General features: G+C 73.4%; 20 protein-coding genes and 1 rRNA gene. 3 read left to right on the top strand and 18 right to left on the bottom strand.

The features are described from left to right. Positions 1–116: 116 nt before the first annotated feature. The 11 genes from ACI795_RS18795 to ACI795_RS18745 all read right to left on the bottom strand — a co-directional run bounded on the left by ACI795_RS18795 (position 117) and on the right by ACI795_RS18745 (position 12,968). Positions 117–1,379 (bottom strand): ABC transporter ATP-binding protein, encoded by a 1,263-nt coding sequence (locus ACI795_RS18795; protein ID WP_457077144.1) that lies wholly within the window; start codon positions 1,377–1,379, stop codon positions 117–119. Between the two features lie 72 nt (positions 1,380–1,451). Beyond that, the gene (locus ACI795_RS18790) at positions 1,452–2,285 is read right to left on the bottom strand and encodes a carbohydrate ABC transporter permease (protein ID WP_457077142.1); all 834 of its coding nucleotides are present in this window, start codon (positions 2,283–2,285) and stop codon (positions 1,452–1,454) included. Beyond that, positions 2,285–3,244 (bottom strand): carbohydrate ABC transporter permease, encoded by a 960-nt coding sequence (locus ACI795_RS18785; protein WP_457077140.1) that lies wholly within the window; start codon positions 3,242–3,244, stop codon positions 2,285–2,287. The genes ACI795_RS18790 and ACI795_RS18785 overlap by 1 nt, the downstream gene beginning before the upstream one ends. After that, the gene (locus ACI795_RS18780) at positions 3,241–4,494 is read right to left on the bottom strand and encodes an extracellular solute-binding protein (RefSeq protein WP_457077138.1); all 1,254 of its coding nucleotides are present in this window, start codon (positions 4,492–4,494) and stop codon (positions 3,241–3,243) included. The genes ACI795_RS18785 and ACI795_RS18780 overlap by 4 nt, the downstream gene beginning before the upstream one ends. 175 nt (positions 4,495–4,669) lie before the next feature. After that, a complete protein-coding gene (locus tag ACI795_RS18775; protein ID WP_457077136.1) occupies positions 4,670–5,941 on the bottom strand; it encodes a DUF4032 domain-containing protein in 1,272 nt (423 codons plus the stop codon). Positions 5,942–6,115: 174 nt separating this feature from the next. Beyond that, positions 6,116–6,913, bottom strand: coding sequence for a TetR/AcrR family transcriptional regulator (locus ACI795_RS18770; RefSeq protein ID WP_457077134.1), 798 nt, complete (start codon positions 6,911–6,913; stop codon positions 6,116–6,118). Between the two features lie 185 nt (positions 6,914–7,098). Beyond that, the gene (locus ACI795_RS18765) at positions 7,099–7,539 is read right to left on the bottom strand and encodes a helix-turn-helix domain-containing protein (protein ID WP_457077132.1); all 441 of its coding nucleotides are present in this window, start codon (positions 7,537–7,539) and stop codon (positions 7,099–7,101) included. Between the two features lie 108 nt (positions 7,540–7,647). After that, positions 7,648–8,190, bottom strand: a complete 543-nt coding sequence (locus ACI795_RS18760; RefSeq protein WP_457077130.1) for a CinA family protein — start codon at positions 8,188–8,190, stop codon at positions 7,648–7,650. Continuing rightward, a complete protein-coding gene (pgsA, locus tag ACI795_RS18755) occupies positions 8,187–8,855 on the bottom strand; it encodes a CDP-diacylglycerol--glycerol-3-phosphate 3-phosphatidyltransferase (protein WP_457077128.1) in 669 nt (222 codons plus the stop codon). The genes ACI795_RS18760 and pgsA overlap by 4 nt, the downstream gene beginning before the upstream one ends. A gap of 16 nt (positions 8,856–8,871) precedes the next feature. After that, positions 8,872–10,380 (bottom strand): 30S ribosomal protein S12 methylthiotransferase RimO, encoded by a 1,509-nt coding sequence (rimO, locus tag ACI795_RS18750; protein WP_457077126.1) that lies wholly within the window; start codon positions 10,378–10,380, stop codon positions 8,872–8,874. Positions 10,381–10,451: 71 nt separating this feature from the next. Next, positions 10,452–12,968 (bottom strand): DNA translocase FtsK, encoded by a 2,517-nt coding sequence (locus ACI795_RS18745; protein WP_457077124.1) that lies wholly within the window; start codon positions 12,966–12,968, stop codon positions 10,452–10,454. Between the two features lie 123 nt (positions 12,969–13,091). Here ACI795_RS18745 and ACI795_RS18740 point away from each other — a divergent pair, with 123 nt between their 5' ends. After that, on the top strand, positions 13,092–15,044 hold the full coding sequence (locus ACI795_RS18740; RefSeq protein WP_457077122.1) for a dipeptidyl-peptidase 5: 1,953 nt from the start codon (positions 13,092–13,094) through the stop codon (positions 15,042–15,044). Positions 15,045–15,109: 65 nt separating this feature from the next. On the opposite strand, the gene ACI795_RS18735 is transcribed toward ACI795_RS18740, so the two are convergent. Genes ACI795_RS18735 through ACI795_RS18710 form a run of 6 tightly spaced genes read right to left on the bottom strand, consistent with a single transcriptional unit; the run spans position 15,110 to position 21,184 of the window. After that, on the bottom strand, positions 15,110–16,819 hold the full coding sequence (locus ACI795_RS18735) for a ribonuclease J (protein WP_457077148.1): 1,710 nt from the start codon (positions 16,817–16,819) through the stop codon (positions 15,110–15,112). Positions 16,820–16,824: 5 nt separating this feature from the next. Continuing rightward, complete coding sequence (gene dapA, locus ACI795_RS18730; protein ID WP_457077120.1) at positions 16,825–17,721, bottom strand: 4-hydroxy-tetrahydrodipicolinate synthase; 897 nt, start codon at positions 17,719–17,721, stop codon at positions 16,825–16,827. Between the two features lie 10 nt (positions 17,722–17,731). Next, positions 17,732–18,304: a dihydrofolate reductase gene (locus tag ACI795_RS18725; protein WP_457077146.1), complete on the bottom strand. Its 573-nt coding sequence runs from the start codon at positions 18,302–18,304 to the stop codon at positions 17,732–17,734. A gap of 35 nt (positions 18,305–18,339) precedes the next feature. Further along, positions 18,340–19,146, bottom strand: coding sequence for a thymidylate synthase (locus ACI795_RS18720; protein ID WP_457077118.1), 807 nt, complete (start codon positions 19,144–19,146; stop codon positions 18,340–18,342). A 33-nt stretch (positions 19,147–19,179) separates the two neighbouring features. Next, positions 19,180–19,932: an FAD-dependent thymidylate synthase gene (gene thyX / locus ACI795_RS18715; protein ID WP_457077116.1), complete on the bottom strand. Its 753-nt coding sequence runs from the start codon at positions 19,930–19,932 to the stop codon at positions 19,180–19,182. Positions 19,933–19,957: 25 nt separating this feature from the next. Continuing rightward, a complete protein-coding gene (locus ACI795_RS18710) occupies positions 19,958–21,184 on the bottom strand; it encodes a winged helix-turn-helix domain-containing protein (protein ID WP_457077114.1) in 1,227 nt (408 codons plus the stop codon). Between the two features lie 72 nt (positions 21,185–21,256). On the opposite strand from ACI795_RS18710, the gene ACI795_RS18705 reads away from it, so the two are divergent. Beyond that, positions 21,257–21,826: an N-acetyltransferase family protein gene (locus ACI795_RS18705; protein ID WP_457077112.1), complete on the top strand. Its 570-nt coding sequence runs from the start codon at positions 21,257–21,259 to the stop codon at positions 21,824–21,826. Next, positions 21,823–22,500: a DUF2461 domain-containing protein gene (locus ACI795_RS18700; RefSeq protein ID WP_457077110.1), complete on the top strand. Its 678-nt coding sequence runs from the start codon at positions 21,823–21,825 to the stop codon at positions 22,498–22,500. Before ACI795_RS18705 ends, ACI795_RS18700 begins: the two co-directional genes overlap by 4 nt. A 253-nt stretch (positions 22,501–22,753) precedes the next feature. On the opposite strand, the gene rrf is transcribed toward ACI795_RS18700, so the two are convergent. After that, positions 22,754–22,855: ribosomal RNA gene (rrf, locus tag ACI795_RS18695) — 5S ribosomal RNA — on the bottom strand; the annotation flags it as partial.

Raw genomic sequence — 22,855 nt, 5'->3', positions numbered from 1 at the left:
CCCCCCCCCCCCACCCCCCCCCCCCCCCCCCCCCCCCCCCCCCCCCCCCCCCCCCCCCCCCCCCCCCCCCCCCCCCCCCCCCCCCCCCCCCCCCCCCCCCCCCCCCCGGCGCGGCCTCAGGCAGCGCTGTTGCTGCGCTCGCTGATCGACCCCTGGGCGTCGGCGACCTGCTCCTCGCGGTCCTGGGCGGCCAGCCGGGTCAGCTCGGCGCCGGCCTCGGCGTCGCGGGTGAGGTTCTCCCCCGACGCCGGGTCGAAGACGTGCACCTTGCGGCTGTCCAGCCAGAACTCGGCGTCCCGCCCCTCCCGGATCCGGCTGGTCGCGTCGATGGAGACGATCGCCTGGGTCCGCAGCTCCTCGGCGTCCAGCTCCCTGGACAGGTCGCGCAGCTGAGCGCGGATCTCCTCGGGGGCCTCGTAGGGGATGTAGGCGAACTGGGAGTCGCCCAGCCACTCGGTGACGTCGACCCGGGCCGTGAAGACCGAGCCCAGCGGGCGCTTGGCCTCGTCGACCAGGGACGCGTCCTCGAAGTACTCCGGCCGGATGCCCACCAGCAGGACGTCCCGCCCCGCGACGGCGGCGGCGCGGCGCTCGTCGAGCTCGATCGTCCCGAACGGCGTGGTCAGCGTGCGGTTCTCCAGCGTGGCGGGCAGGAAGTTCATCGGCGGCGAACCGATGAACCCGGCGACGAAGAGGTTCACCGGCTGCTCGTAGAGCTCCCGGGGGGAGGCGACCTGCTGGATCCTGCCCTTGCGCAGCACGCAGACCCGGTCGCCGAGGGTCATCGCCTCGGTCTGGTCGTGGGTGACGTACACCGTGGTGATGCCCAGCCGGCGCTGCAGCCGGGCGATCTCGGTGCGCATCTGGCCGCGCAGCTTGGCGTCCAGGTTCGACAACGGCTCGTCGAAGAGGAACGCCTCGGCCTGGCGCACGATGGCCCGGCCCATCGCCACCCGCTGGCGCTGGCCACCGGAGAGGTTCGCCGGCTTGCGCTCCAGGTGCTCGTGCAGCTCCAGGACGTCGGCGGCCTCGTTGACCCGCTTCTGCACCTCGGCGTCGTCGACCTTGGACAGCCGCAGCGGGAAGGCGATGTTCTCGAAGACCGTGAGGTGCGGGTAGAGCGCGTAGTTCTGGAAGACCATCGACAGGTTGCGCTCCCGCGGTGCCAGGTCGTTGACCCGCTTGCCGCCGATGACCATGTCGCCGCTGGTGATGTCCTCCAGCCCGACGATCATCCGCAGCAGCGTCGACTTCCCGCAGCCGGAGGGCCCGACCAGGATCATGAACTCGCCGTCGGCGATGTCCAGGCTGACGTCGTTCACCGCCGGGAAACCGTCGCCGTACTTCTTGACGATGTGGTTCATCTCGATGGATGCCATCGGTGTCCGTCCCCTTCGTGGGCGTGGGTGCAGTTCGGTGGGTGGGCGCGCTGGTCCGGGCTGGTCGGAGGATCAGCCCTTGACGGCGCCGTTGGTGAGACCGGCGACGATGCGCCGCTGGAACAGCAGCACCAGGACGACGACCGGGATGGTGACGATCACCGCCGCCGCGGCGATGGCCCCGGTCGGGTCCTCGAACTGCGAGGCGCCGGAGAACAGACCCAGCGCCGCGGGCACCGGCCGGGCCGCCTCGGTGGAGGTCAGCGAGATGCCGTACACGAAGTCGTTCCAGGCGATGAAGAAGGCGATGATCGCCGTGGTGAAGACCCCGGGTGCGGCCAGCGGGACGATCACCTTGCGGAAGGCCTGCCAGCTCGTCGCGCCGTCGACCTGCGCGGCCTGCTCCATCTCCCAGGGGATCTCCCGGAAGAACGCCGACATGGTCCAGATGGAGATCGGCAGGGTGAGCGACAGGTACGGGATGATCAGGCCCGGCCAGGTGTCGTACAGGCCGATGTTCCGCCACAGGTTGAACAACGGCGTGACGATGGAGATGACCGGGAAGATCGCCACCGCCAGGGCGGTGCCGAGGATGAACTTCTTGCCCGGGAAGTCCAGCCGGGCGATCGCGTAGGCGGCGAACATCGCCAGGATGCAGGAGATGAACGTCGCGATCAGGCAGATCCCGAACGAGTTCCGCAGCGCCGGCAGGAACAGGTCACTGGCATCGCCGGTGAGGATCAGCGAGTAGTTCTCCGTCGTCGGGCTGCTCGGCAGGAACGACTCGTTCGCCAGGTCGCTGGGCGCCTTGAACGACAGCGAGACGATCCAGGCGATCGGCGCCAGGCAGTAGAGGACGATCGCGACCCCGGCGACGATCCACCAGGTGCGTTCCTTCGTGGACATCAACGACCCCCCGCCTGCGACAGATCGACCTTGAAGCCCTTGATGAAGCTGAACGCGATGAGCACCACCGACAGGAACAGCAACACCGACACCGCCGACCCCAGGCCGATCTCCAGCCGCGAGATGGTCTGCCGGTAGGCCAGGAACGACACCGACTCGGTGGCGTTCGCGCCGTTGGTCATGATGAAGATGCTGTCGAAGACCCGGAACGCGTCCAGGGTGCGGAACAGCAGGGCCACCATGATCGCGGCCTTCATGTTGGGCAGCGTGACCCGGCGCATCCGCTGCCACCAGGTGGCGCCGTCGACCTTGGCCGCCTCCTGCAGCACCTCCGGCACCTGCGCGAGCCCGGCCAGCAGCAGCAGCGAGATGAACGGCGTGGTCTTCCAGATCTCGGCCAGGCAGATGACGAACAGCGAGCTCCAGGTGCCGCCGAACCAGTCCGTGTCGCCGCCGATCCCCGGGATCCACCCGAACCAGCTGTTGATGAAGCCGGTCTGGATGTCGAAGGCGAACTGCCAGGCGAACGCCGACACGACCGTGATCACCGCGTACGGGATGAGGATCGCGGCGCGCAGCACCGGGCGGATGGCGCTGAGCGCCTTCGCCATCACCAGGGCGAGCGCGAAGCCCAGGACCAGCTCGACGGCCACGGTGACCGCGGTGATGAACAGCGTCACCAGGATGGCCCGCCACCACAGCCAGTCGCTGAGGATGACGACGTAGTTGGAGAACCCGGTGAACGACCGGTTGTCCGGGTCGGTGAGCCGGTAGTCGAACAGCGACTCGTAGAACGCCTGCGCGATGGGGTAGGCGGTCACCAGCAGCATGACCACCAGTGCCGGGCCGGCCAGCAGCCAGCCCAGCCGGCGCTCGCCGCGACTGCGGTCGCTGGTCGTGCCCTCCGGCGCGGAGACCGGCGCGGTCTTCTTCACCGGTGGGAGCGTTGTCTGGGTCACAGCAGCTGCTCCTTCCGCAGGACGGCGTTGATCAGCTCGGTCGCTTCCTCGGGTGTCCGCTGGGGGTCGACCGACGACGGCGGGTGGTACGAGCGCTGAATGCCGCCGGACACCTCGCTGTAGTACGGCGTCTGCGGTCGCGGGGCCGCCTGCTCCAGCGAGTCACGGATGACCGGGGCCATCGGGAACTCCTCCAGCACCGCCGGGTCGTCGTAGACCGTGGTGTCCGAGGCCGGGTTGCCGTTGGTGACGAAGTAGTAGGACTGGTTCTCCGTCGAGGTGATGCACTCGGTCGCCTCGTAGGCCAGCTCCGGGTGCTCGCTGAAGGCGCCGACCCCGAGGTTGATCCCGCCGTACGGGGGCGCGCTCGGGGTGCCCTCGTCGACCTGCGGGTACAGCGCCCAGCCGTAGTCCTCGGGCACCGAGGGGTCCATCGTCCCGGCTTCCACGGCGCCCAGCGCCCGCGGCCACAGGAACGGGTAGTTGACGTTGAACCCGCCCTCGGGGCCCTCGAAGGCGGTGGCGGTGGAGTCCTCGTTCGCCGTCGACAGCGCCGGCCCGGCGGTGCCGCTGGTGGCGATCGTCTTCATCACCTCGGTGGCCCGCACCCCCGCCTCCGAGTCCAGGCCCAGCTCGATCTCCGATGGGTCGGTGGAGTTCTCCTCGATGATCGAGCCGCCGGCGGACTCGATGAGGGCGTTGAACCACACGGTCAGCGCCTCGGCCCGGATGCCCTGGACGCCCACCTGAACGCCCTGCTCCTGCGCGGCCTGCACGATCTGTTCCCAGGTGACCGGCTGGCTCATGTCCAGCCCGGCGGCCTCGGCGACCGACGTCCGGTACCAGAGGATCTGCGTGTTGGCCCAGAACGGGACGGCGACCAGCTCGTCGTTCCAGGTCGAGCCCTCGACGGCGCTCTCCACCACGTCCTCGGTGACCCGCTCGGCGACGTCGGCGGGGACCGGCGCGAGGAACCCGGCCTCGGCGAACTCGGGGATGAACGGCGGGTCCAGGCTCATGATGTCGATCGAGGAGTCGTTGGCCGCAAGCCGCCGGATCAGCTGCTCCCGCTGCTGGGAGGCCTCCCGGGGCAGCTGCGCGGTCTCGATCCGGTAGCGGCCGCCCGCGGCCTCGGTGCAGCGGGAGGCGATCTCGGCCTGTCCGCCGGAGTCGGGGTTGGTGTACCAGGTCAGCGTGGGGACGCCGCCCCCGTCGCTGCCGCAGGCCGCGAGGCCCGAGCTCAGCACCATCGCCGCAGCCGCGCCGCCGAGGCCGCGCCTCAGCCGCCCTCGGTGTGGCGCCCCACCGGGGCCTCCGTCGACACCGACCTTGCGAACGTCGCGCACCGTCCACCGCCTCCGTTGGCGCCGGGGCGATCCGATGATCGCCGTGGATCTCGGAGGGTGGCCCAGGTCACAGGGGCTGTCAAACGGACGGAGACCCCCCGGTGACCATCTCGCTCGTGACCGCGGAACGGTGCGCCATCACCGACGGCGTGGTGAGCACCGCGGGGGTGCGGGGCAGCTCGTGCTGGACGTAGGAGCGCGCCGCCGTCCAGGTGCCGACGTCGAAGCCGGCCTGCTCGGAGAGGAACCAGCGGTGCTCCAGCACCTCGTGGAAGACCTCCGCCGGAGCCAGCCGGCCGGCCAGCTCCTCCGGGATCGCGTCGATGACCGGGTAGTAGACCTCGGCCAGCCAGCGGTGGCCGGCGACCGTCTCGGGCACCGGGTCGCCTCCCCGCTGCTCGAGGTAGGCGCGGTAGGAGCGGACGTCGTTGAGCAGCCGCCGGGCCTGGTTCTCCTGCACCTCCAGACCGGTGAGCCGGAACAGTTCGCGGCGGTTCTCCCCCGGCTCGGCGACGCGGGTCTCCACCCGCAGCCGAGCGCCCTCCGCGGAGGTGACCAGCTCGATCTCACCGACGTCGAAGCCCAGCTCGTTGATGCGGGCCAGCCGCTCGGCGACCCGGATGGCGGACTCGTCGAGCCGGAAGACCTCCTCCCGGGTCACCTCGTCCCACAGCGCCTCGTAGCGCTCGGGCAGGCCGTTGGCCACCTCGAGCGGGTCGATCTCCTCGGGCAGCAGCTCACCGGCCTGCAGGTCCATCAGCTCGGCGCCGACCCGTTCCCGGGCCAGCTCGACGTCGTAGGAGCGCTGGCCGTCGGACAGCCGCGGGTGCCGCTCGGCGGTCTCGGCGTCGACCAGGTAGGCGGTGTAGGCGCCGGCGTCCAGACGGAACAGGGTGTTCGACAGCGAGCAGTCGCCCCAGTAGACGCCGGCCAGGTGCAGGCGGACCAGCAGCTGCACCAGGGTGTCCAGCAGCCGCTCCGCCGAGTCGGCGGCGCGCGGCCCGGAGAACAGGTAGCGGTAGGACATCGAGTACTCGAGGTACCGGGTGACCAGCACGGCCTCCAGCCCGTTGGGCCGGTCGACGCAGATGCCCAGCACCGAGACCGAGGGCAGCCCCTCGCCCTCGAACTCGGTCAGCAGCGCGTACTCGTGCCGGGCCAGCGGCTCGGCGATCTCCTTGAGCGCGTACACCCGCCCCTCGGAGACGGTGAACCGCACGACGTGCCGGGAGATGCCCCGCTGGGGGACGTCGAGCAGCACGCTCTCGTCCCACTCCTCCAGCGGCTGGTCCCAGGGCAGGGTCAGCAGCCCGGCGGCTTCGCTGGCCGGTGGGCGGAAGAGGTACCGCATCAGGTGCTCCCGAGGGTGTGCGGACGGCGGATCGGCCGGGCCTGGGCGGGACGCCGTCGTCCTGACCTCACCTTGCCACGCTGGCGAGCGCCGTCCCGGCTCACCGCACGTGCTCCTGGCTCAGCTACCACCGTGAGCCAGGAGCACACACGATCAGCTGACCTGATCCCGGGGTCAGCCCAGGATCTGCCCGGTGATGACCGCCGCCTGCGCGGCCCGTTCCGCCGGAGTCCCCGGCTGCAGCACCAGGCCGAGCAGCCACCGGCAGACCAGCTCCGCCTCGGGCCGGGAGATCCGCAGGGCCGAGGCGAGGGTGAGCACGACGTCGGCCCAGCGACCGGCGTCCAGCGCCATCATCTGCACCAGCGTCTCGGGCTCGGTCTCCGCCAGGCGACGCAGCACCGGGTGGGCGCCGACCTCCTCGGCGAGCGCCGGGACGGCGACGGTGAGGGGCAGCTCCCCGGCCAGCGCGGCCAGCCGGTCCAGCTCGAAGGCGATCAGCGCCTGCGCGACGTCGTCCTTGGTGCGGAAGTGGTTGTACAGCGTCGCCTTGGCCACGCCGGCCGCTGCCGCGACGTGCTGCATGGTGGCCTTGCGCACCCCGCGCTCGGCGAAGGCGGCCCGGGCGCCGTTGAGCAGCCCCCGCCGGGTGCGGCTCATCGCGGAGCCGGTGCGGATCGGCGCACGGCGCGGGTCGCGGGCGCCGGCCGGCGCCGTCGGGCGGGGCGCGGGGACGGCGACGGCGAGCGCGGGCACCGGCGCGGTCAGGTGGTGACCGGGGACCGGCGGCTGGATCCGCCCCGCGCCGACCGGCACCGGGGTGGTCAGGTGCTGCCCGCCGGAGACGGCCGCCTCGGCTGCCGCGGCCTCCGCGGCGTCGGCCTCCAGCACGGTGGCCCCGCCGCGACCAGCGGTGGGCGCCGGCGAGGCGGCGGACGGCGACTGCGGAGAACGAGATCCCGGGGAAGACATGGACACTTTGTGCCTTCCCGGTCGCGGTGGGTCAAGGAGGTGGACGTCGAGCGCTGTTCGTGTCGCACCGGACGGCGGCGGCCGGCGCCGGCTGGACGGTCGGTGACCGGCACGTCCAGCACACGACGGCCCCGCTGCGGGGGCCCACGCCGAGCTCGCGCCGCGTGGGGGCAGCGGGTCCGTGCTCAGGCGGCGAGGGAGACGGCGCCGGAGGCGCGCGACGAGCGGGCGAGCTGCCCGCCACCGACCAGGGCCAGGGCCGGTTCGGCGACCGGGGCCTCCCCGGTGGTCAGCACCGGCTCGGCGGCCGGGGCCGCCTCGTCCGCGGCGGTCTCCTCGACACCGGCACCGGGGACCGGGAGGGCGACCGGCCGGACCGTGCGGCCGCCCGGCTCGGCCAGCCGCATCTCCAGGCTCACCTCGGCGAGCAGGTCGGCCAACTCGACGTCCAGGGCGTCGCAGATGGAGGCCAGCAGCTCCGAGGAGGCCTCCTTCTGGCCACGCTCGACCTCCGAGAGGTACCCCAGGCTCACCCGGGCAGCGCCGGACACGTCACGCAGCGTGCGCCGCTGCCGCAGCCGGTGCCCGCGCAGGGTGGTGCCCAGCTGGGTGCGCAGCAGCGTCATGGCCGTCTCCTGTCCACTCATCTCGAGCAGTCGCAACGAGCAGCTGCGGCGCCCACCGGACGGGCCGGGGGGACGCCGTGCGCCCACGGTACGCGGACCGGCCCGCCCTCACGCGCCAGGCCGGGCCCCGTCCGCTCCTGGCGTAACGCCCTGACCACCGTCCGCCTTCCCCGCGGCCAGCCGCGCCAGCAGGCGGTGCAGGGCCGCCTCGACCGCACCCGTCCGCACCGCCGCACGGTCCCCCGGCAGGTCGAGCTGGTGGACGTCGGTCCACCGGCCGTCGCTGATGCCCAGGTAGACCCGGCCGGGGCCGTGGCCGTCGACCGGGTCGGGCCCGGCGACGCCGGTCAGCCCCACCCCCCAGGTCGCCCCGCAGCGCTCCCGGATCCCCTCGGCGAGGGCGGCCGCGGTGGGCTCGCTGACCGGGCCGACCGCGGCCAGCAGGTCCGCGGGCACCCCGGCCAGCGTCGTCTTCAGGTCGGTGGCGTAGACGACGGCGCCACCGCGCAGCGTGCCGCTCGCCCCCGGGACGCCCGCCAGCGTCGCGCAGAACAACCCGGCGGTCAGCGACTCGGCGGCCGCGACGGTCTCGCCGCGGGCCAGCAGGGCGCCGTGCAGCCGGGAGGCGGCGTCGGCGCGCCCGTCGCTCACGCCGCGGAGTCCCGGCGGCCGGGCTCACCGGGAGCGCCACCGGCACGCCGGGCGGCCGCCTCGCGCATGGCCCGGGCACTCGTGCGGCGCAGGGTGAGGGCCCGGTAGACGTAGTCGATCCCGGTGACCACGGTGAGCGCCAGCGCGGCCGCCATCACCCACCACCGGGCCGAGGCGAGCACCCCGCTCAGCGGCAGGATGTAGAGCCCGATCGCCAGCGCCTGCAGCACCGTCTTGGCCTTGCCGCCGCGGCTGGCCGCGATCACCCCGTGCCGGATGACCCAGAACCGCAGCACGGTGACCCCGACCTCGCGGAACAGGATGACCAGCGTCACCCACCAGGGCAGCAGCGCGAGGATCGACAGCCCGAGCAGGGCCGTGCCGGTCAGCGCCTTGTCCGCGATCGGGTCGGCGAGCTTGCCGAACTCGGTGACCTGGTTGGTGCGGCGGGCGATCATCCCGTCGTAGCGGTCGGTGATGATCGCCAGGGCGAAGAAGACCGTCGCCCACACCCGGCGGTCGTCGTCCATCCCGCCGTCGGTGAGCAGCAGCAGGGCGAACAGCGGCACCATGACCAGCCGCAGCACCGTCAGCGCGTTGGGCAGGTTCACCAGCCGCCCGGTCTGCGGCGGCGTCGCGGCCGGGTCCGCCGCTCCCTCGGGCACCGCCGCACTCACCTGCTCAGGCCCCGGCCGCGCTGAGCGCCGGCACGACCGCCACGGCGATCAGGTCGACGCCCTCGGTGTCGACCACCTCGGCGCGCACCAGCTGCCCGGCGACGGCGTCGGCCGGCACTCCGGAGACGGTCGTCGTCCCGTCGGCGTCCGGGTCCTGGTGCGCCGCGTGGCCGGCCCAGACCCCGGCGCCCTCCTCCGCGGAGAGGTCCTCGGTGAGCAGCACCTCGACGGTCGTCCCGATGCGGGCCTCCGCCCGCTGGGCGGTGAGCTCCTCGACCAGGTCGGTGATCCGCCGGACCCGGGCGTCGATCTCCGCCTGGTCCAGCTTCCCGTCCAGCCGTTCGCCCTCGGTGCCCTCCTCGTCGGAGTAGCCGAAGACGCCGACGGCGTCCAGCCGCCCCTCGACGAGGAAGCGCTCCAGCTCGGCGACGTCGGCCTCGGTCTCCCCGGGGAAGCCGAGGATGACGTTGGTGCGGAACCCCGCCTCCGGGGCGAGGGACCGCGCCCGCGCGATCACCGCGAGGAAGTCGTCGGTGCCACCGAAGCGGCGCATCCGGCGGAGCAGCGCCGGCGAGGAGTGCTGGAAGGACAGGTCGAAGTAGGGCGCGACCCCCGGGGTGCCGGCGATGACCTCCAGCAGCCCGGGACGGAGCTCGGCCGGCTGCAGGTAGGCGACCCGGACCCGGACGATGCCCTCGGTGGCGGCGAGCTGGGGCAGCAGCTTCTCCAGCGAGCGGAGGTCGCCGGTGTCCTTGCCGTAGGAGGTGGAGTTCTCGCTGACCAGGACGATCTCGGTGACCCCCTCGGAGGCCAGCCACCGCGCCTCGCCCAGCACCTCGGCCATCGGCCGGGAGACGAACGCGCCCCGGAAGGTGGGGATCGCGCAGAACGCGCAACGGCGGTCGCAGCCGGAGGCGATCTTCAGCGCCGCGGACGGGCCGCTGGCCAGCCGCCGCCGGCGCAGCCAGTCGTGGCCCGGCAGCGCCGGCGCGTCGTCCGCCGTCACCACCGCGGTGCGCTCGACCGGGCTGATCGGCAGCAGCGTGCGCCGGTCGCGCGGCGAGTGCGGCACCAGCGGCCGGCCGGAGAGCACGTCGTCGAGCCGGTCGCCGATCGCGGCGTAGTCGTCGAAGCCGAGCACGGTCGCCTCGGGGAGCGCTCCGGCGAGCTCGTTGCCGTACCGCTCGGCCATGCAGCCCACCGCGATCACCTCGGCACCGGAGTCGGTGGCCTCCAGGATCGCGTCGAGGGAGTCCTTCTTGGCGCTCTCGATGAAGCCGCAGGTGTTGACCAGGACGGCGTCGGCGCCCTCGGCGTCCTCGACGAGCTGGTAGCCCTCACCGGCCAGCCGGCCGGCGAGCTCCTCGGAGTCGACCTCGTTGCGCGCGCAGCCGAGGGTGACCACCGCGACCCGCCGCGGGGCAGCCCCCTCGGCCGGCGGCTCCCCCGGCTGTCCACCGGGCCGCCGATCGGTCGAGTCGGCGGCGGGGACGGAGCGGGGCGGAACTGGCACCCGACCATCGTAGGCGCCGCCCGGACGATCCCCCTTCCCGTGGCCGGGTGGTTCGTCGTGCCGCCCCGGGGTCAGCCCTCTCCGCCGCGCAGGGTGAAGAGCACGCTCTCCAGCTCGTCGGGCTTGATCAGCACGTCGCGGGCCTTGGAGCCCTCCGACGGGCCGACGATGCCGCGGCTCTCCATGAGGTCCATCAGCCGGCCGGCCTTGGCGAAGCCGACCCGCAGCTTGCGCTGCAGCATCGAGGTCGAGCCGAACTGGCTGGTGACCACCAGCTCGATCGCCTGGACGAGCAGCTCCATGTCGCCGCCGACGTCCTCGTCGATCTCCTTCTTGTCCCCCGCGGCGGCGGTGAAGACCTCCTCGCGGTACTCCGGCTCGGCCTGCCGCTTGGTGAACTCGACGACCGCCTCGATCTCGGCGTCGGAGACGTAGGCGCCCTGCACGCGCATCGGCTTGCCCGCCCCGATGGGCAGGAAGAGCGCGTCACCCATGCCGATGAGCTTCTCCGCGCCGGGCTGGTCGAGGATGACCCGGCTGTCGGTGAGGCTGGAGGTGGAGAACGCCAGCCGGGAGGGCACGTTGGCCTTGATCAGGCCGGTGACGACGTCGACCGAGGGCCGCTGCGTCGCGAGCACCAGGTGGATGCCGGCCGCACGGGCCTTCTGGGTGATCCGGACGATCGACTCCTCGACGTCCCGCGGGGCGACCATCATCAGGTCGGCGAGCTCGTCGACGATGGTGAGGATGTACGGGTAGGGCTGGTACACCCGCTCGCTGCCGGGCGGGGCGGTGATCTCCCCGCGCTCGACCTTCTTGTTGAAGTCGTCGATGTGCCGGACGCCGGTCGCCCGCATGTCCTGGTACCGCTGCTCCATCTCCTCGACCAGCCAGGCCAGCGCGGTGGCGGCCTTCTTGGGGTCGGTGATGATCGGCGTGATCAGGTGCGGGATGCCGTCGTAGGGCGTGAGCTCGACCATCTTCGGGTCGACCAGGATCATCCGCAGCTGGTCGGGGGTGGCCCGCAGCAGCAGCGAGGTCAGCAGCGAGTTGATGCAGCTGGACTTACCGGCACCGGTGGCGCCGGCGACCAGCAGGTGCGGCATCTTCGCCAGGTTCGCGCACACGAACCCGCCCTCGATGTCCTTGCCCAGCCCGACCAGCATCGGGTGCGGGTCCTGCTTGGCCACCTGGGACCGCATGACGTCGCCCAGGCTGACCGTCTCGCGGTCGGTGTTGGGCACCTCGACGCCGACCGCGGACTTCCCCGGGATGGGCGCCAGGATGCGGATGTTGTCGTTGGCGACGGCGTAGGCGAGGTTCTTGGTCAGCGCGGTGATCTTCTCGACCTTGACCGCGTTGCCCAGCTCGATCTCGTACCGGGTGACCGTCGGACCGCGGGTGTAGCTGGTGACGGCGGCGTCGATGTTGAACTGCTCGAGCACGCCGGTGATCGCCTCGATGGCGACGTCGTTGGCCTTGGACCTGGCACGCGGCGGGGTGCCCGGCCGCAGCACGCTGACCGACGGGAGGGTGTAGGTGCCCTCGACGGGCTGGATCCGGAGCTGCTCGGGCTCCTCGATCGGCGGCAGGTCCTCGGGCGGTGCGGTGCGGTCCACCACGGCCGGCCGGCGCACCGGCTCCGGCGGCGGGGGCGGCTCGTGCACCACCGCCTGCGGCGCCTCGTCCAGCGCCGCGGTGTCGATGACGCCGGTGTCCAGGGTGTCCTGCACGGCCGCGGCGGCGGTCTTGCGCCCGCGACGCCCCCGCGGCGCGGGCTCCTCCTCCGGCTCGTCGTCGTAGAGCTCGTCGTAGTCCTCGTCGTACTCGTCGGTGTCCCGGCCGAGCTTCTCGTCGACCCACCCGCGCAGCCGCTCGGGCACCTGGTGCACCGGGGTGGCGGTGACGACGAGCAGGCCGAACAAGGCGAGCAGCACGAGCAGCAGCACGGTGACGACGGCGCCGACGCCGGCCACCAGCGGCGTGCCGACCGCCCAGCCCAGCAGTCCGCCGGCGCCGCTGCGGTCGGTGTCGCTGAGGTCCGGGCCGGTCACGTGGGTGACGCCGACGACGGCGGCGACGACGCAGAACCACCCGATGGTCAGCCGGCCGCGGACCTCCGGCTGCGGTGGGTGGCGCAGCAGGCGCAGCGCCACCAGGAGCAGCACGACCGGCAGCACGGCGGTGAGCACGCCGATGGTCCAGCGGACCCCGTCGGCCAGGCCGGCGCCCACCGGGCCGATGCCGTCGGTCCAGGTCGCCGCGCCCAGCACGATGGCCAGGCCGAGCACGAAGAGGCCGACGCCGTCCCGGCGGTGCTCCGGGGCCAGCGGCTCGGCCTCCGGCGGCCGGGCGACCGAGCGGGCGAGCCCACCGGCGCCGCGGGCCAGCAGCGACCAGGCGCCGACGGCGCCGCGCATCAGCGAACCGCTGAGGGTGCTCTTCTTCTTCGCCGCCGGCCGCCGGGCGGCGGTGGAGCCGCCCCGCTTGGCCGGAGGGCGCTTCTTGGCAGTGGACCCGCCGGACCGCGGGCGGGAGGAGGCCCCACCACGCGCCGGCGCCCGATTCGACGTCGCGCGAGCAGGCATGCGTCGACGGTAATGGCCTGGGGGGTGCCGGTGGATGATCCTGGCCCCGCGTGTCCACCTCGGGCTCAGCCGGCGCCCAGCGCGGCGTGCGCTGATGACCGCGCTGTGGCTACGGTCCCGGGGGTGACCGAGACCCACCCGTACGGCAGCTGGCCCACCCCGATCACCTCCGAGCTGGTGGTTCGCGCCTCCGCGCGGCTGGGGGAGGTGGTGGTCGACGGGGACGAGGTCTGGTGGGCCGAGGGTCGGCCGAGCGAGGGCGGCCGCACCGTGCTGGTGCGCCGCGCACCCGACGGGGCGACCACCGACCTGCTGCCCCCGCCGTGGAACGCCCGCACCCGGGTGCACGAGTACGGCGGCGGGTCGTGGACCGTGGCCGCCGGGACCGTGTGGTTCACCGACTTCGGCGACCAGCGGCTGTACCGGGTGCCCCCGGGCGGCGAGCCGGTGGCGGTCACCGCCGAGCCGGCTCTCCCGGCGGGGGTGCGCTTCGCCGACCTGTCGGTGGTCGACGGCGGCGCGGCGGTGCTCGCCGTCCGGGAGACCCACTCCCCCGGCGGCGCCTCGGCCGACGTCGCCCACGAGGTCGTCCGGGTCGGCGCCGACGGTGCGGTCGAGGTGCTGGTGTCGGGCAGCGACTTCGTCTCCGACCCGCGCCGCTCCCCCGACGGCCGGTCGCTCGCCTGGTTGCAGTGGCAGCACCCGGACATGCCCTGGGACGCCGCCGAGCTGGTGGTGCGGGGCCCCGACGGCGCCGAGCGGGTGGTCGCCGGTGGCCGGTCGGGCGCGCAGCCGGAGTCGGTGGTGCAGCCGGTGTGGGCGGCCGACGGCTCGCTGTGGTTCCTCGCCGACCGCACCGACGTCTGGTCGCTCTACCGCTGGGCACCCGGGGGCGAGCCGGAGTTGGTGGTCGACGTCGGCAGCGACATCGCCGGTCCGCAGTGGGTGTTCGGGCAGAGCCGGTACGCCCTGCTGCCCGGCGGGCGGGTCGTGCTGGCGTACGGCCGCGACGGGGCCGACCGGCTGGCGGTGCGGGAGCCGGACGGGGCGCTGCGCGAGCTGCAGCTGGAGTACGCCTCGTTCGGCCAGGTGCGCGCCGCCGGCGACGGCGTGGTCTGCGTGGCCGGCGGCCCGGTGGCGGAGCCGGTGGTGCTGCAGGTGGCCCTGGACGGCCGCGCTGAGGTGCTGCGCCCGGCCCGCGACCTCGGGCTGGACCCCGGCTGGTTCTCCCGGCCCGAGCACGTGACCTTCCCGACCGTGGACGGTGGGAGCGGGGTCGCCGAGGCGCACGCGCTGGTCTACCCGCCGACGAACCCGCGGGTGACCGGTCCGGCCGGGGAGCTCCCGCCGCTGCTGGTGATCGTGCACGGCGGGCCGACCGCCGCGGCGTCCCCGGTGCTGTCGCCGGCCGTGCAGTACTGGACCTCGCGCGGGTTCGCCGTGGCCGACGTCGACTACCGCGGGTCGACCGGCTACGGCCGCCGGTACCGCGAGGCGCTGAAGGGGCGCTGGGGCATCGCCGACCTGGACGACGTCGTCGCCTGCGTGCGCTTCCTTGTGGCGAACGGCCGCGTCGACCCGGCGCGGGCGGCGATCCGCGGCGGTTCCGCCGGTGGGTACACGACCCTGGCGGCGCTGACCTTCCGCCCGGGGGTCTTCGCCGCGGGGGCCAGCCACTACGGCGTCGCCGACCTGGCGGCGCTGGCCGCCGACACGCACTCCTTCGAGTCCCGGTACCTGGACGGGCTGATCGCCCCGTGGCCCGACGGCGCCGACGTCTACGCCGACCGCTCCCCCATCCACTCCACCCACGCGCTGGCCACCCCGCTCGCGGTGTTCCAGGGCGACGAGGACCGGGTGGTGCCCCCGGAGCAGGCGGAGATGATGGTCGCCGCGCTGCGGCAGAAGGGGGTGCCGCACGCCTACGTGCTCTTCGCCGGGGAGCAGCACGGGTTCCGCAGGGCGGAGAACATCCGGACCGCGCTGGACGGCGAACTGTCCTTCTACGCCCAGGTGCTCGGTTTCGAGCTGCCCGCCGAGGAGGGCATCGAGCCGATCACCGTCGTCCGGCGGTGATCAGGTGACCTGACCCAGAGGCGTCCCCCCGCACCGATGTCGGTGCGGGGGGACGTCCGCGGGCGTCACACCTCGAGGACGGTGGGGATGATCATCGGGCGGCGGCGGTGCCGGTCGCTGACCCACTTGCCGACCGTGCGGCGGATGACCTGCGAGAGCCGGTGCGGGTCGACCTCGCCGTCGGCCAGCGTGCGGCGGAGGTTGTCCTCGACCAGGGCGAGCGCTTCGTCGAAAGCCGCCGGGTCGTCGGAGAAGCCCCGGGTCGACAGGTGCACCGGCCGGACGATCGTGCGGGTCGAGGGCTCGATGACCACGGTGAGCGCGACGAAGCCCTCGTCGCCGAGGATCCGCCGGGCCTGCAGGGACTCCTCGCCGACGTCGCCGACGTTGACCCCGTCGACGTAGACGTTGCCGATCGGCACGCTGCCCACGATCGAGGCCTTGCCGTCGACCAGGTCGACCACCACGCCGTCCTCGGCGAGCAGGATCCGGTCGCGGGTCATGCCGGTCTGCTCGGCCAGCGCGGCGTGCGCCCGCAGGTGGCGCCACTCCCCGTGCACCGGCATCAGGTAGCGCGGCTTGGCCACGTTGATCAGCGTGCGCAGCTCACCGGCCGGGGCGTGCCCGGAGACGTGCACCCGCGCGGTTTCCTTGTGCACCACGGTCGCACCCAGGCGGGCCAGCTGGTTGATCACCTTGTAGACCGAGGTCTCGTTCCCCGGCACCAGCGACGAGGCGAGGATGATCGTGTCGCCGGCCTCGATGGTGATCTGGTGGTGCTCCCCCCGCGCCATCCGGCCGAGCGCGGACAGCGGCTCACCCTGCGATCCGGTGCTGATCAGCACCACCTGCTCCGGGGGCATCGCCGCTGCCTCGTCGAGCTTCACCATGAGGCCCGGGGCGACCCGCAGCAGGCCCAGGTCCTGCGCGACGCCCATGTTCCGCACCATCGACCGGCCCACGAAGGCGGCCTTGCGGCCGTGCTTGACCGCGCAGTCGAGCACCTGCTGGATGCGGTGCACGTGGCTGGCGAAGCTGGAGACGATCAGCCGCTGGGTGGCCCGCTCGAACACCGAGTCGAGCACCGGCCCGATCTCGCGCTCGGAGGTGACGAAGCCGGGCACCTCGGCGTTGGTGGAGTCGGCCAGCAGCAGGTCGATGCCCTCGACGCCGAGCCGGGCGAAGGCGCCCAGGTCGGTGAGCACGCCGTCCAGCGGCAGCTGGTCCATCTTGAAGTCGCCGGTGTGCACCAGCGTGCCCGCGGCGGTGTGCACCGCGACGGCCAGCGCGTCGGGGATCGAGTGGTTCACGCTGATGAACTCGGTGTGGAACGGCCCGGCGACGTGGTCGTCGCCGGCGGCGACCTCGACCAGCACCGGGTCGATCCGGTGCTCGCGCAGCTTGGCCTTGACCAGGGCGAGGGTGAACCGGGAGCCGATGAGCGGGATGTCGGCACGCAACCGCAGCAGGTAGGGGATCGCGCCGATGTGGTCCTCGTGCCCGTGGGTCAGCACGACGCCGGCGACGTCGGCCAGCCGGTGCTCGATGACGCCGAAGTCGGGGAGGATCAGGTCGATGCCGGGCTGCTCGGCCTCGGGGAAGAGGACACCGCAGTCGATCACCAGCAGCTGACCGTCGAACTCGAGGACGGCCATGTTCCGGCCGATCTCACCGAGCCCACCCAGCGCCATCACCCGCAGGCCGCCGGGGGCCAGCGGCGGCGGCGCCTTGAGCTCCAGGTGCGGCTGCAGCGCCTGCTGACCGGGCGGGGGCATCGAGGTCACAGCTGAACTCCTCCGGCCGCGAGGTCCTCGCGCAGCTGCGCGAGCTCCTCGGGCGTCGCATCGACCAACGGGGGGCGCACCGGGCCGGCCGGCAGGCCGAGCGCACGCAGCGCCGCCTTCACGGTGATCACGCCCTGGGTGCGGAACACGCCGGTGTAGACCGGCAGCAGGCTCTCGTTGACGGCACGCGCGGTGACCAGGTCACCGGACTCGACCGCGGCGATCATCTCCGCGAGGCGCGTGCCGACCAGGTGGCTGACCACGCTGACCACGCCGACGGCCCCGACGGCCAGCAGCGGCAGGTTCAGCATGTCGTCACCGGAGTAGTAGGTGAGGTCGGTGCGGGCCAGCGTCCACTGCACCGCGCCGAGGTCGCCCTTGGCGTCCTTGACCGCCGCGATGTTCGGGTGCTCGGCCGCCCGCACCAGGGTCTCCACGTCGATCGGGACCCCCGAACGGTGCGGGATGTCGTAGAGCATCACCGGCAGGTCGGTGGCGTCGGCGACCGCGGTGAAGTGCCGGAGCAGCCCGGCCTGCGGCGGCTTGTTGTAGTACGGGGTGACCACGAGCAGCCCGTCGACGCCCAGCCGGGCAGCCGACTGCGCCTTCTCGATCGAGTGCGCCGTGTCGTTCGTGCCGACGCCGGCGATCACGGTGGCCCGGTCGCCGACGGCGTCCAGCACCGCCTCGAGCACCGCGTGCTGCTCACCGTCGCTGATGGTGGGCGACTCCCCCGTCGTCCCGAAGACGACCAGCCCGTCGTTGGACTCGCGGTCGACCAGGTGCGCGGCCAGTTCCTGGGCGCCGGCGAGGTCGATGGTGCCGTCCTCGGCGAGCGGGGTGACCATCGCCGTGATCACACGCCCGAAGGGCCGGGCGGGGTCGGTGGTCATGCCGGCGAATCTACCGGCCCGCACCGACGCCGCCGTCGGACCGTCCGGACGCCGCCCACTGCCGCGCGTGCTCGGCCAGCACCGCCGGCACCGGACCGGTGGACGAGGGCCCCCGACGCCGCGACGACACGCGGAACCGCAGGCCACCGGCCGACGTCGCCCAGCCGGCCGCCGGCGCCTGCGCGTCCGGCCCCCACTCCGGCCCCAGCGGTGGGGCCCAGGTGTCGCCGGGCAGCCGCGCGTCGACCTCGGTGACGACGACCTCCGTGGCGTGCGGGAGGAACGCCGCGTAGACCGTGCCACCGCCGATGACCCACAGGTCGTCGCCGCGGGCGAGGACCTCCGCGACCGACCGGGCCACCGGCACGCCGATCTCGGCCGGGTCCAGGGTCCCGCTCAGCACGAGGTTGCTGCGCCCGGGCAGCGGCCGGTACCGCGGCGGCAGCGACTCCCACGTCCGCCGTCCCATGACCACGGTGCTGCCGAGGGTCAACGCCTTGAACAGCCCGAGGTCCTCGGGCAGGTGCCAGGGCAGCGCGCCGTCGGCGCCGATGACGCCGTCGGTCGTCTGCGCCCACACCATCCGCACGGTGCCGCCCGTGGTCGGGGACCCCACGGTCAGACGGCCACCGCGCCGCGGATCGCCGGGTGGTGCCGGTAGTCGTGCAGGTGGAGGTCGGCGTAGGTCTGGTCGAACAGCGACGGCGCCGGGTCGATGGTCAGCCGCGGGAACGGCAGCACCTCGCGGGAGAGCTGCTCGCGGACCTGGTCGACGTGGTTGGTGTAGACGTGGCAGTCGCCGCCGACCCAGATCAGGTCACCGGCCTCCAGGCCGACCTGCTGGGCGACCAGCTGGGTCAGCAGTGCGTAGCTGGCGATGTTGAACGGCACGCCGAGGAACATGTCGGCGCTGCGCTGGTACACCTGGCAGGACAGCCGGCCGTCCGCGACGGCGAACTGGAACAACGTGTGGCACGGCGCCAGGGCCATCTCCGGCAGCGCCGCGACGTTCCAGGCGGAGACGACCATGCGGCGGGAGTCCGGATCGCGGCGCAGCGTGTCCAGCACCCCGGACAGCTGGTCGATCGTGCCGCCGTCGGGGGTCGGCCAGGAGCGCCACTGCACGCCGTAGACCGGGCCGAGGCTGCCGTCCTCGGCGGCCCACTCGTCCCAGATGGAGACGCCGTGCTCCTGGAGCCAGCGCACGTTACCCTCCCCGCGCAGGAACCACAGCAGCTCGTAGGCGACCGACTTGAAGTGCACCTTCTTGGTGGTCACCAGCGGGAAGCCGGCGGAGAGGTCGTAACGCAGCCGCTCGCCGAACAGGCTGAGCGTGCCGGTACCGGTGCGGTCGGACTTCGCCGCACCGGTCTCCAGCACCCGGCGCAGCAGGTCCTCGTACTGGGTGTCGACGGCCTCGGCCATGGTCTGTTCCTTCTCTCGTTCGTCGGTTCGCACTCAGCCCTCGGTGACGTACGGGCTGGCCGCCACCTCGGTGCCGTCGGCCAGCGCGCTGACCCGGAAGTCACCGAACACGGAGGGGGCGACCCGCTGCAGCTCGCGCAGGCAGGCGACGGCGAGCTCACGGATCGCCACGTCGGCGTGCTCGCTGGCGCGCATGGCGATGAAGTGCCGCCAGGCACGGTAGTTGCCGGTGACGACGATGCGCGTCTCGGTGGCGTTGGGGAGGACCGAACGGGCGGCCTGCCGCGCCTGCCTGCGGCGCAGGGTGGCGTTGGGGACGTCGGCGAACCGCTTCTCCAGCCCCTCCAGCAGGTCGGTGTACGCGGCCAGCGCCGCGTCGGTCGCGGCCAGGAACCGCGCGTGCAGCTCCGGGTCCTCGGCGATCACGGCCGGCTCGACGACGGCGGCGTCCCGCTCGGGGACGTAGCGCTGGGACAGCTGGCTGTAGGAGAAGTGCCGGTGCCGGACCAGCTCGTGGGTCAGCGACCGGGACAGCCCGGTCAGGTACATCGTCACGCTGCCGTGCTCGAGGACCGACAGGTGGCCGACCTCGAGGATGTGCCGGAGGTACCCGGCGTTGGTCGCCGTCGCGGGGTTCGGCTTGTCCCAGGACTGGTAGCAGGCACGGCCGGCGAACTCGGCGAGGGCCTGGCCGCCGTCCGCGTCGGTCTCCCACGGGACGTCGTCCGGCGGGGTGAACTGCGTCTGGGCGATGACCTGCACCTGGAGCGGAGCGATCGCGGGCACCCGTCGAGGGTACGGGGCAGCCCGCTCAGCAGACCGCCGCCCGGGCGGTGAGCGCGTCCGCCAGCGCCGGGGCCAGCTCGCCCGGGCCGGCGACCGCCACCTGCTCCAGCGCCAGCCAGCCGGCCATCAGCCGCAGCTCGGCGGCGAGTTCGGCTGCCACCTCGCGGTGGTCGACCCCGGGCTCGGCGTGCGCGGCCTGCACCCGGAGCACGCCGGCCTGGCGGTCGGCCTTGAGGTCGACCCGGGCCACGAGCCGGTCGCCCAGGAGGAAGGGCAGCACGTAGTAGCCGTGCACGCGCTTGTGCGCCGGGGTGTAGATCTCCAGCCGGTAGCGGAAGCCGAAGACGCGTTCCACCCGGGGGCGCTCCCACACCAGCGAGTCGAAGGGGCTGAGCAGGGCCCGCGCCCGGATCCACCGCGGCCGGCGGGCGAGCGGATCGGCCCACGCCGGCCTCCCCCAGCCGGCCACCTCCACCGGCTGCAGCTCGCCGGACTCGGTCAGCTCGGCGATCGCCGTCCGGGCGTCGGCGGGCGACAGGCGGAAGTAGTCGCGGAGATCGGTCTCGGTGGCCACCCCGAGAGCCCGGGCGGAGGTCCGCACCAGTTCCCGGATGGCGTCGGCCCGGTCCGGGGTGGGTGCGTCGACGACGGCGGCGGGCAGCACCCGCTCGGTGAGGTCGTAGACGCGCTCGAAGGACGGGGTCCGGGCGCGGGCGGTGAGCGCACCGGTGAAGAACAGGTACTCCAGGGCGGCCTTGCCTGCGTGCCAGTTCCACATGCTCCCGGGGCGGTTCGGGCGCGCCTCCTGCAGCTGGCTGGCGCGCAGCGGCCCGTCCTGCCGGACCCGGTCGAGCAACCCGGCCACGTACTCCGGCCGCTCGCGCTGCACCCGGGTCATCGACCCCCACGCCTCCCGGTCGGCGGCGTCCATCCGCCAGCGCAGGCACGGCTGCAGCCGGACCGGCAGGAACGACGCCTCGTGCGCCCAGTACTCGAACAGGTCGTGCCGGCGATCGGAGAGGGCGTCGAGCAGCGACCGGTCGTAGGAACCCAGCCGGCTGAAGAACGGCAGGTAGTGCGAGCGGGAGAGCACGTTCACCGAGTCGATCTGCACCACGGCCAGCCGCTCGGCGGTGCGGCGCAGCTGGCGGGTGCCGACGACCCCGCTGGGCCGTGGCTCGGCGAACCCCTGGGCGGCCAGCGTCATCCGCCGGGCGAGGGCGGCGGGCAGCCGCTCGACAGCGCTGGTCATGGGCTCGATCCTGCCCTGGGAGTACGACGGTCGCGGACCGGGCCGGCTGCGCCGACGACCTAGGCTGCCCGGGTGGACCTGCCCCCGCTCCCCCGCCCGCACGGTCGCGCAGAGGTGTCGGTGCGCGCGGCCACGCCGGCGGACGCGGTGCAGATCGCCCACGTCCAGGGGATCACCTGGCGCACCGCCTACCGCGGGGTGCTGCCCGACGACGTGCTCGACGGCTGGGACGACGATGCCGCCGCGGACACCTGGCGCCGGTCGGTGGCCGCGCCCCCGACACCGGCACATCGGGTGTTCGTCGCCCTGGAACGGGAGACCGTGGTCGGTCTGGCCGCCTGCGGACCGGCGAACGACGGACCCGATCCGGCGCTGCTGGAGATCGTGGCGCTGGCCGTGGAGCCGCGCTGGGGGCGGCGGGGACACGGCAGCCGCCTGCTGGCCGCGGTCGCCGAGGCGGCCCGGTCGCTGGCATCGCCCGGGCTGGTCATGTGGCTCCCGGCGGGGGACGCCGTCACCGCCGGCTTCCTGACCGGCGCCGGCTGGGCAGCCGACGGGTGGACCCGCATCCTGGACGCGGGCACCGCGAGGGTGCCCCAGGAGCGGTGGCACAGCTGGTTCGACGACGACACGCAGCGATGAGGAGCGCAGTGGGGTTCAGCGGTTTCCCCGACGAGGGTCTGGTCTTCTACGAGGGCCTGGAGGCGGACAACAGCCGGGCGTACTGGACGGCGCACCGGCGCGACTGGGAGGACCACGTCCGGACGCCGATGCAGGCGCTGGTCGACGAGCTCACCGCCGAGTTCGGCACGCCGAAGCTGTTCCGCCCCTACCGCGACGTCCGGTTCAGCCACGACAAGACCCCCTACAAGACGCACCAGGGCGCGGTGCTCCATCCCGACGGCGCCGGTCTGGGCTCGGTGTACGTGCAGGTCTCCGCCGACGGGCTGCAGGTGGCCGGCGGATGCTGGCGGCTCCAACCGGATCAGCTGGACCGCTTCCGGCGGGCCGTCGCCGACGACCTGCAGGGTCCCCGCCTGGTGGCCGAGGTGGACCGGCTGCGTGCTGCCGGCTACCACATCGACGGTGACCGCCTGGTGCGGTCGCCGCGCGGCTGGCCGGCCGACCACCCCCGCATCGAGCTCCTGCGGCACAAGGCGCTGCACGGCGCCCGCCACTGGGAGCCCACCGACTGGCTGCACACCGCCACCGCCCTGGACCGGGTGCGCGAGGCGTGGCGCGCGTTCACGCCGCTCAACCGGTGGCTGGACGACAACGTCGGTGCCACGACGGCGCCCCCGGACCGACGCCGCTGACCCGTCGCTGCCGAGACGACCAGCCCGCTTCCGTCACGTGACGGCGCCGCATTCGTGCCACCGCCGCCGGTCACCGCGCCTTCTGTACCGAAAGCTCCCGCGGTTTCGGTGCAGAAGACGCCGGAGCTTTCGGGGCGGAAGGCGCACGCGCTCAAGCCCGGCGGGGCCCGGGAATCGGCGCGGGGCACACTGCCCCGGAAACGCCGAAACGGGGCCCCAGCCCAGTGGCTGGAACCCCGTCTCGGGAAAGATTGTCCGGCGGCGTCCTACTCTCCCACCCGGTCCCCCGGGCAGTACCATCGGCGCTGAAAGGCTTAGCTTCCGGGTTCGGAATGAGACCGGGCGTTTCCCTTTC

It is taken from the genome of Modestobacter sp. SYSU DS0290 (genome assembly GCF_054050955.1).
Note: the sequence above shows the minus strand (reverse complement) of the source record. Positions and strands in the feature narration are given on the sequence as shown.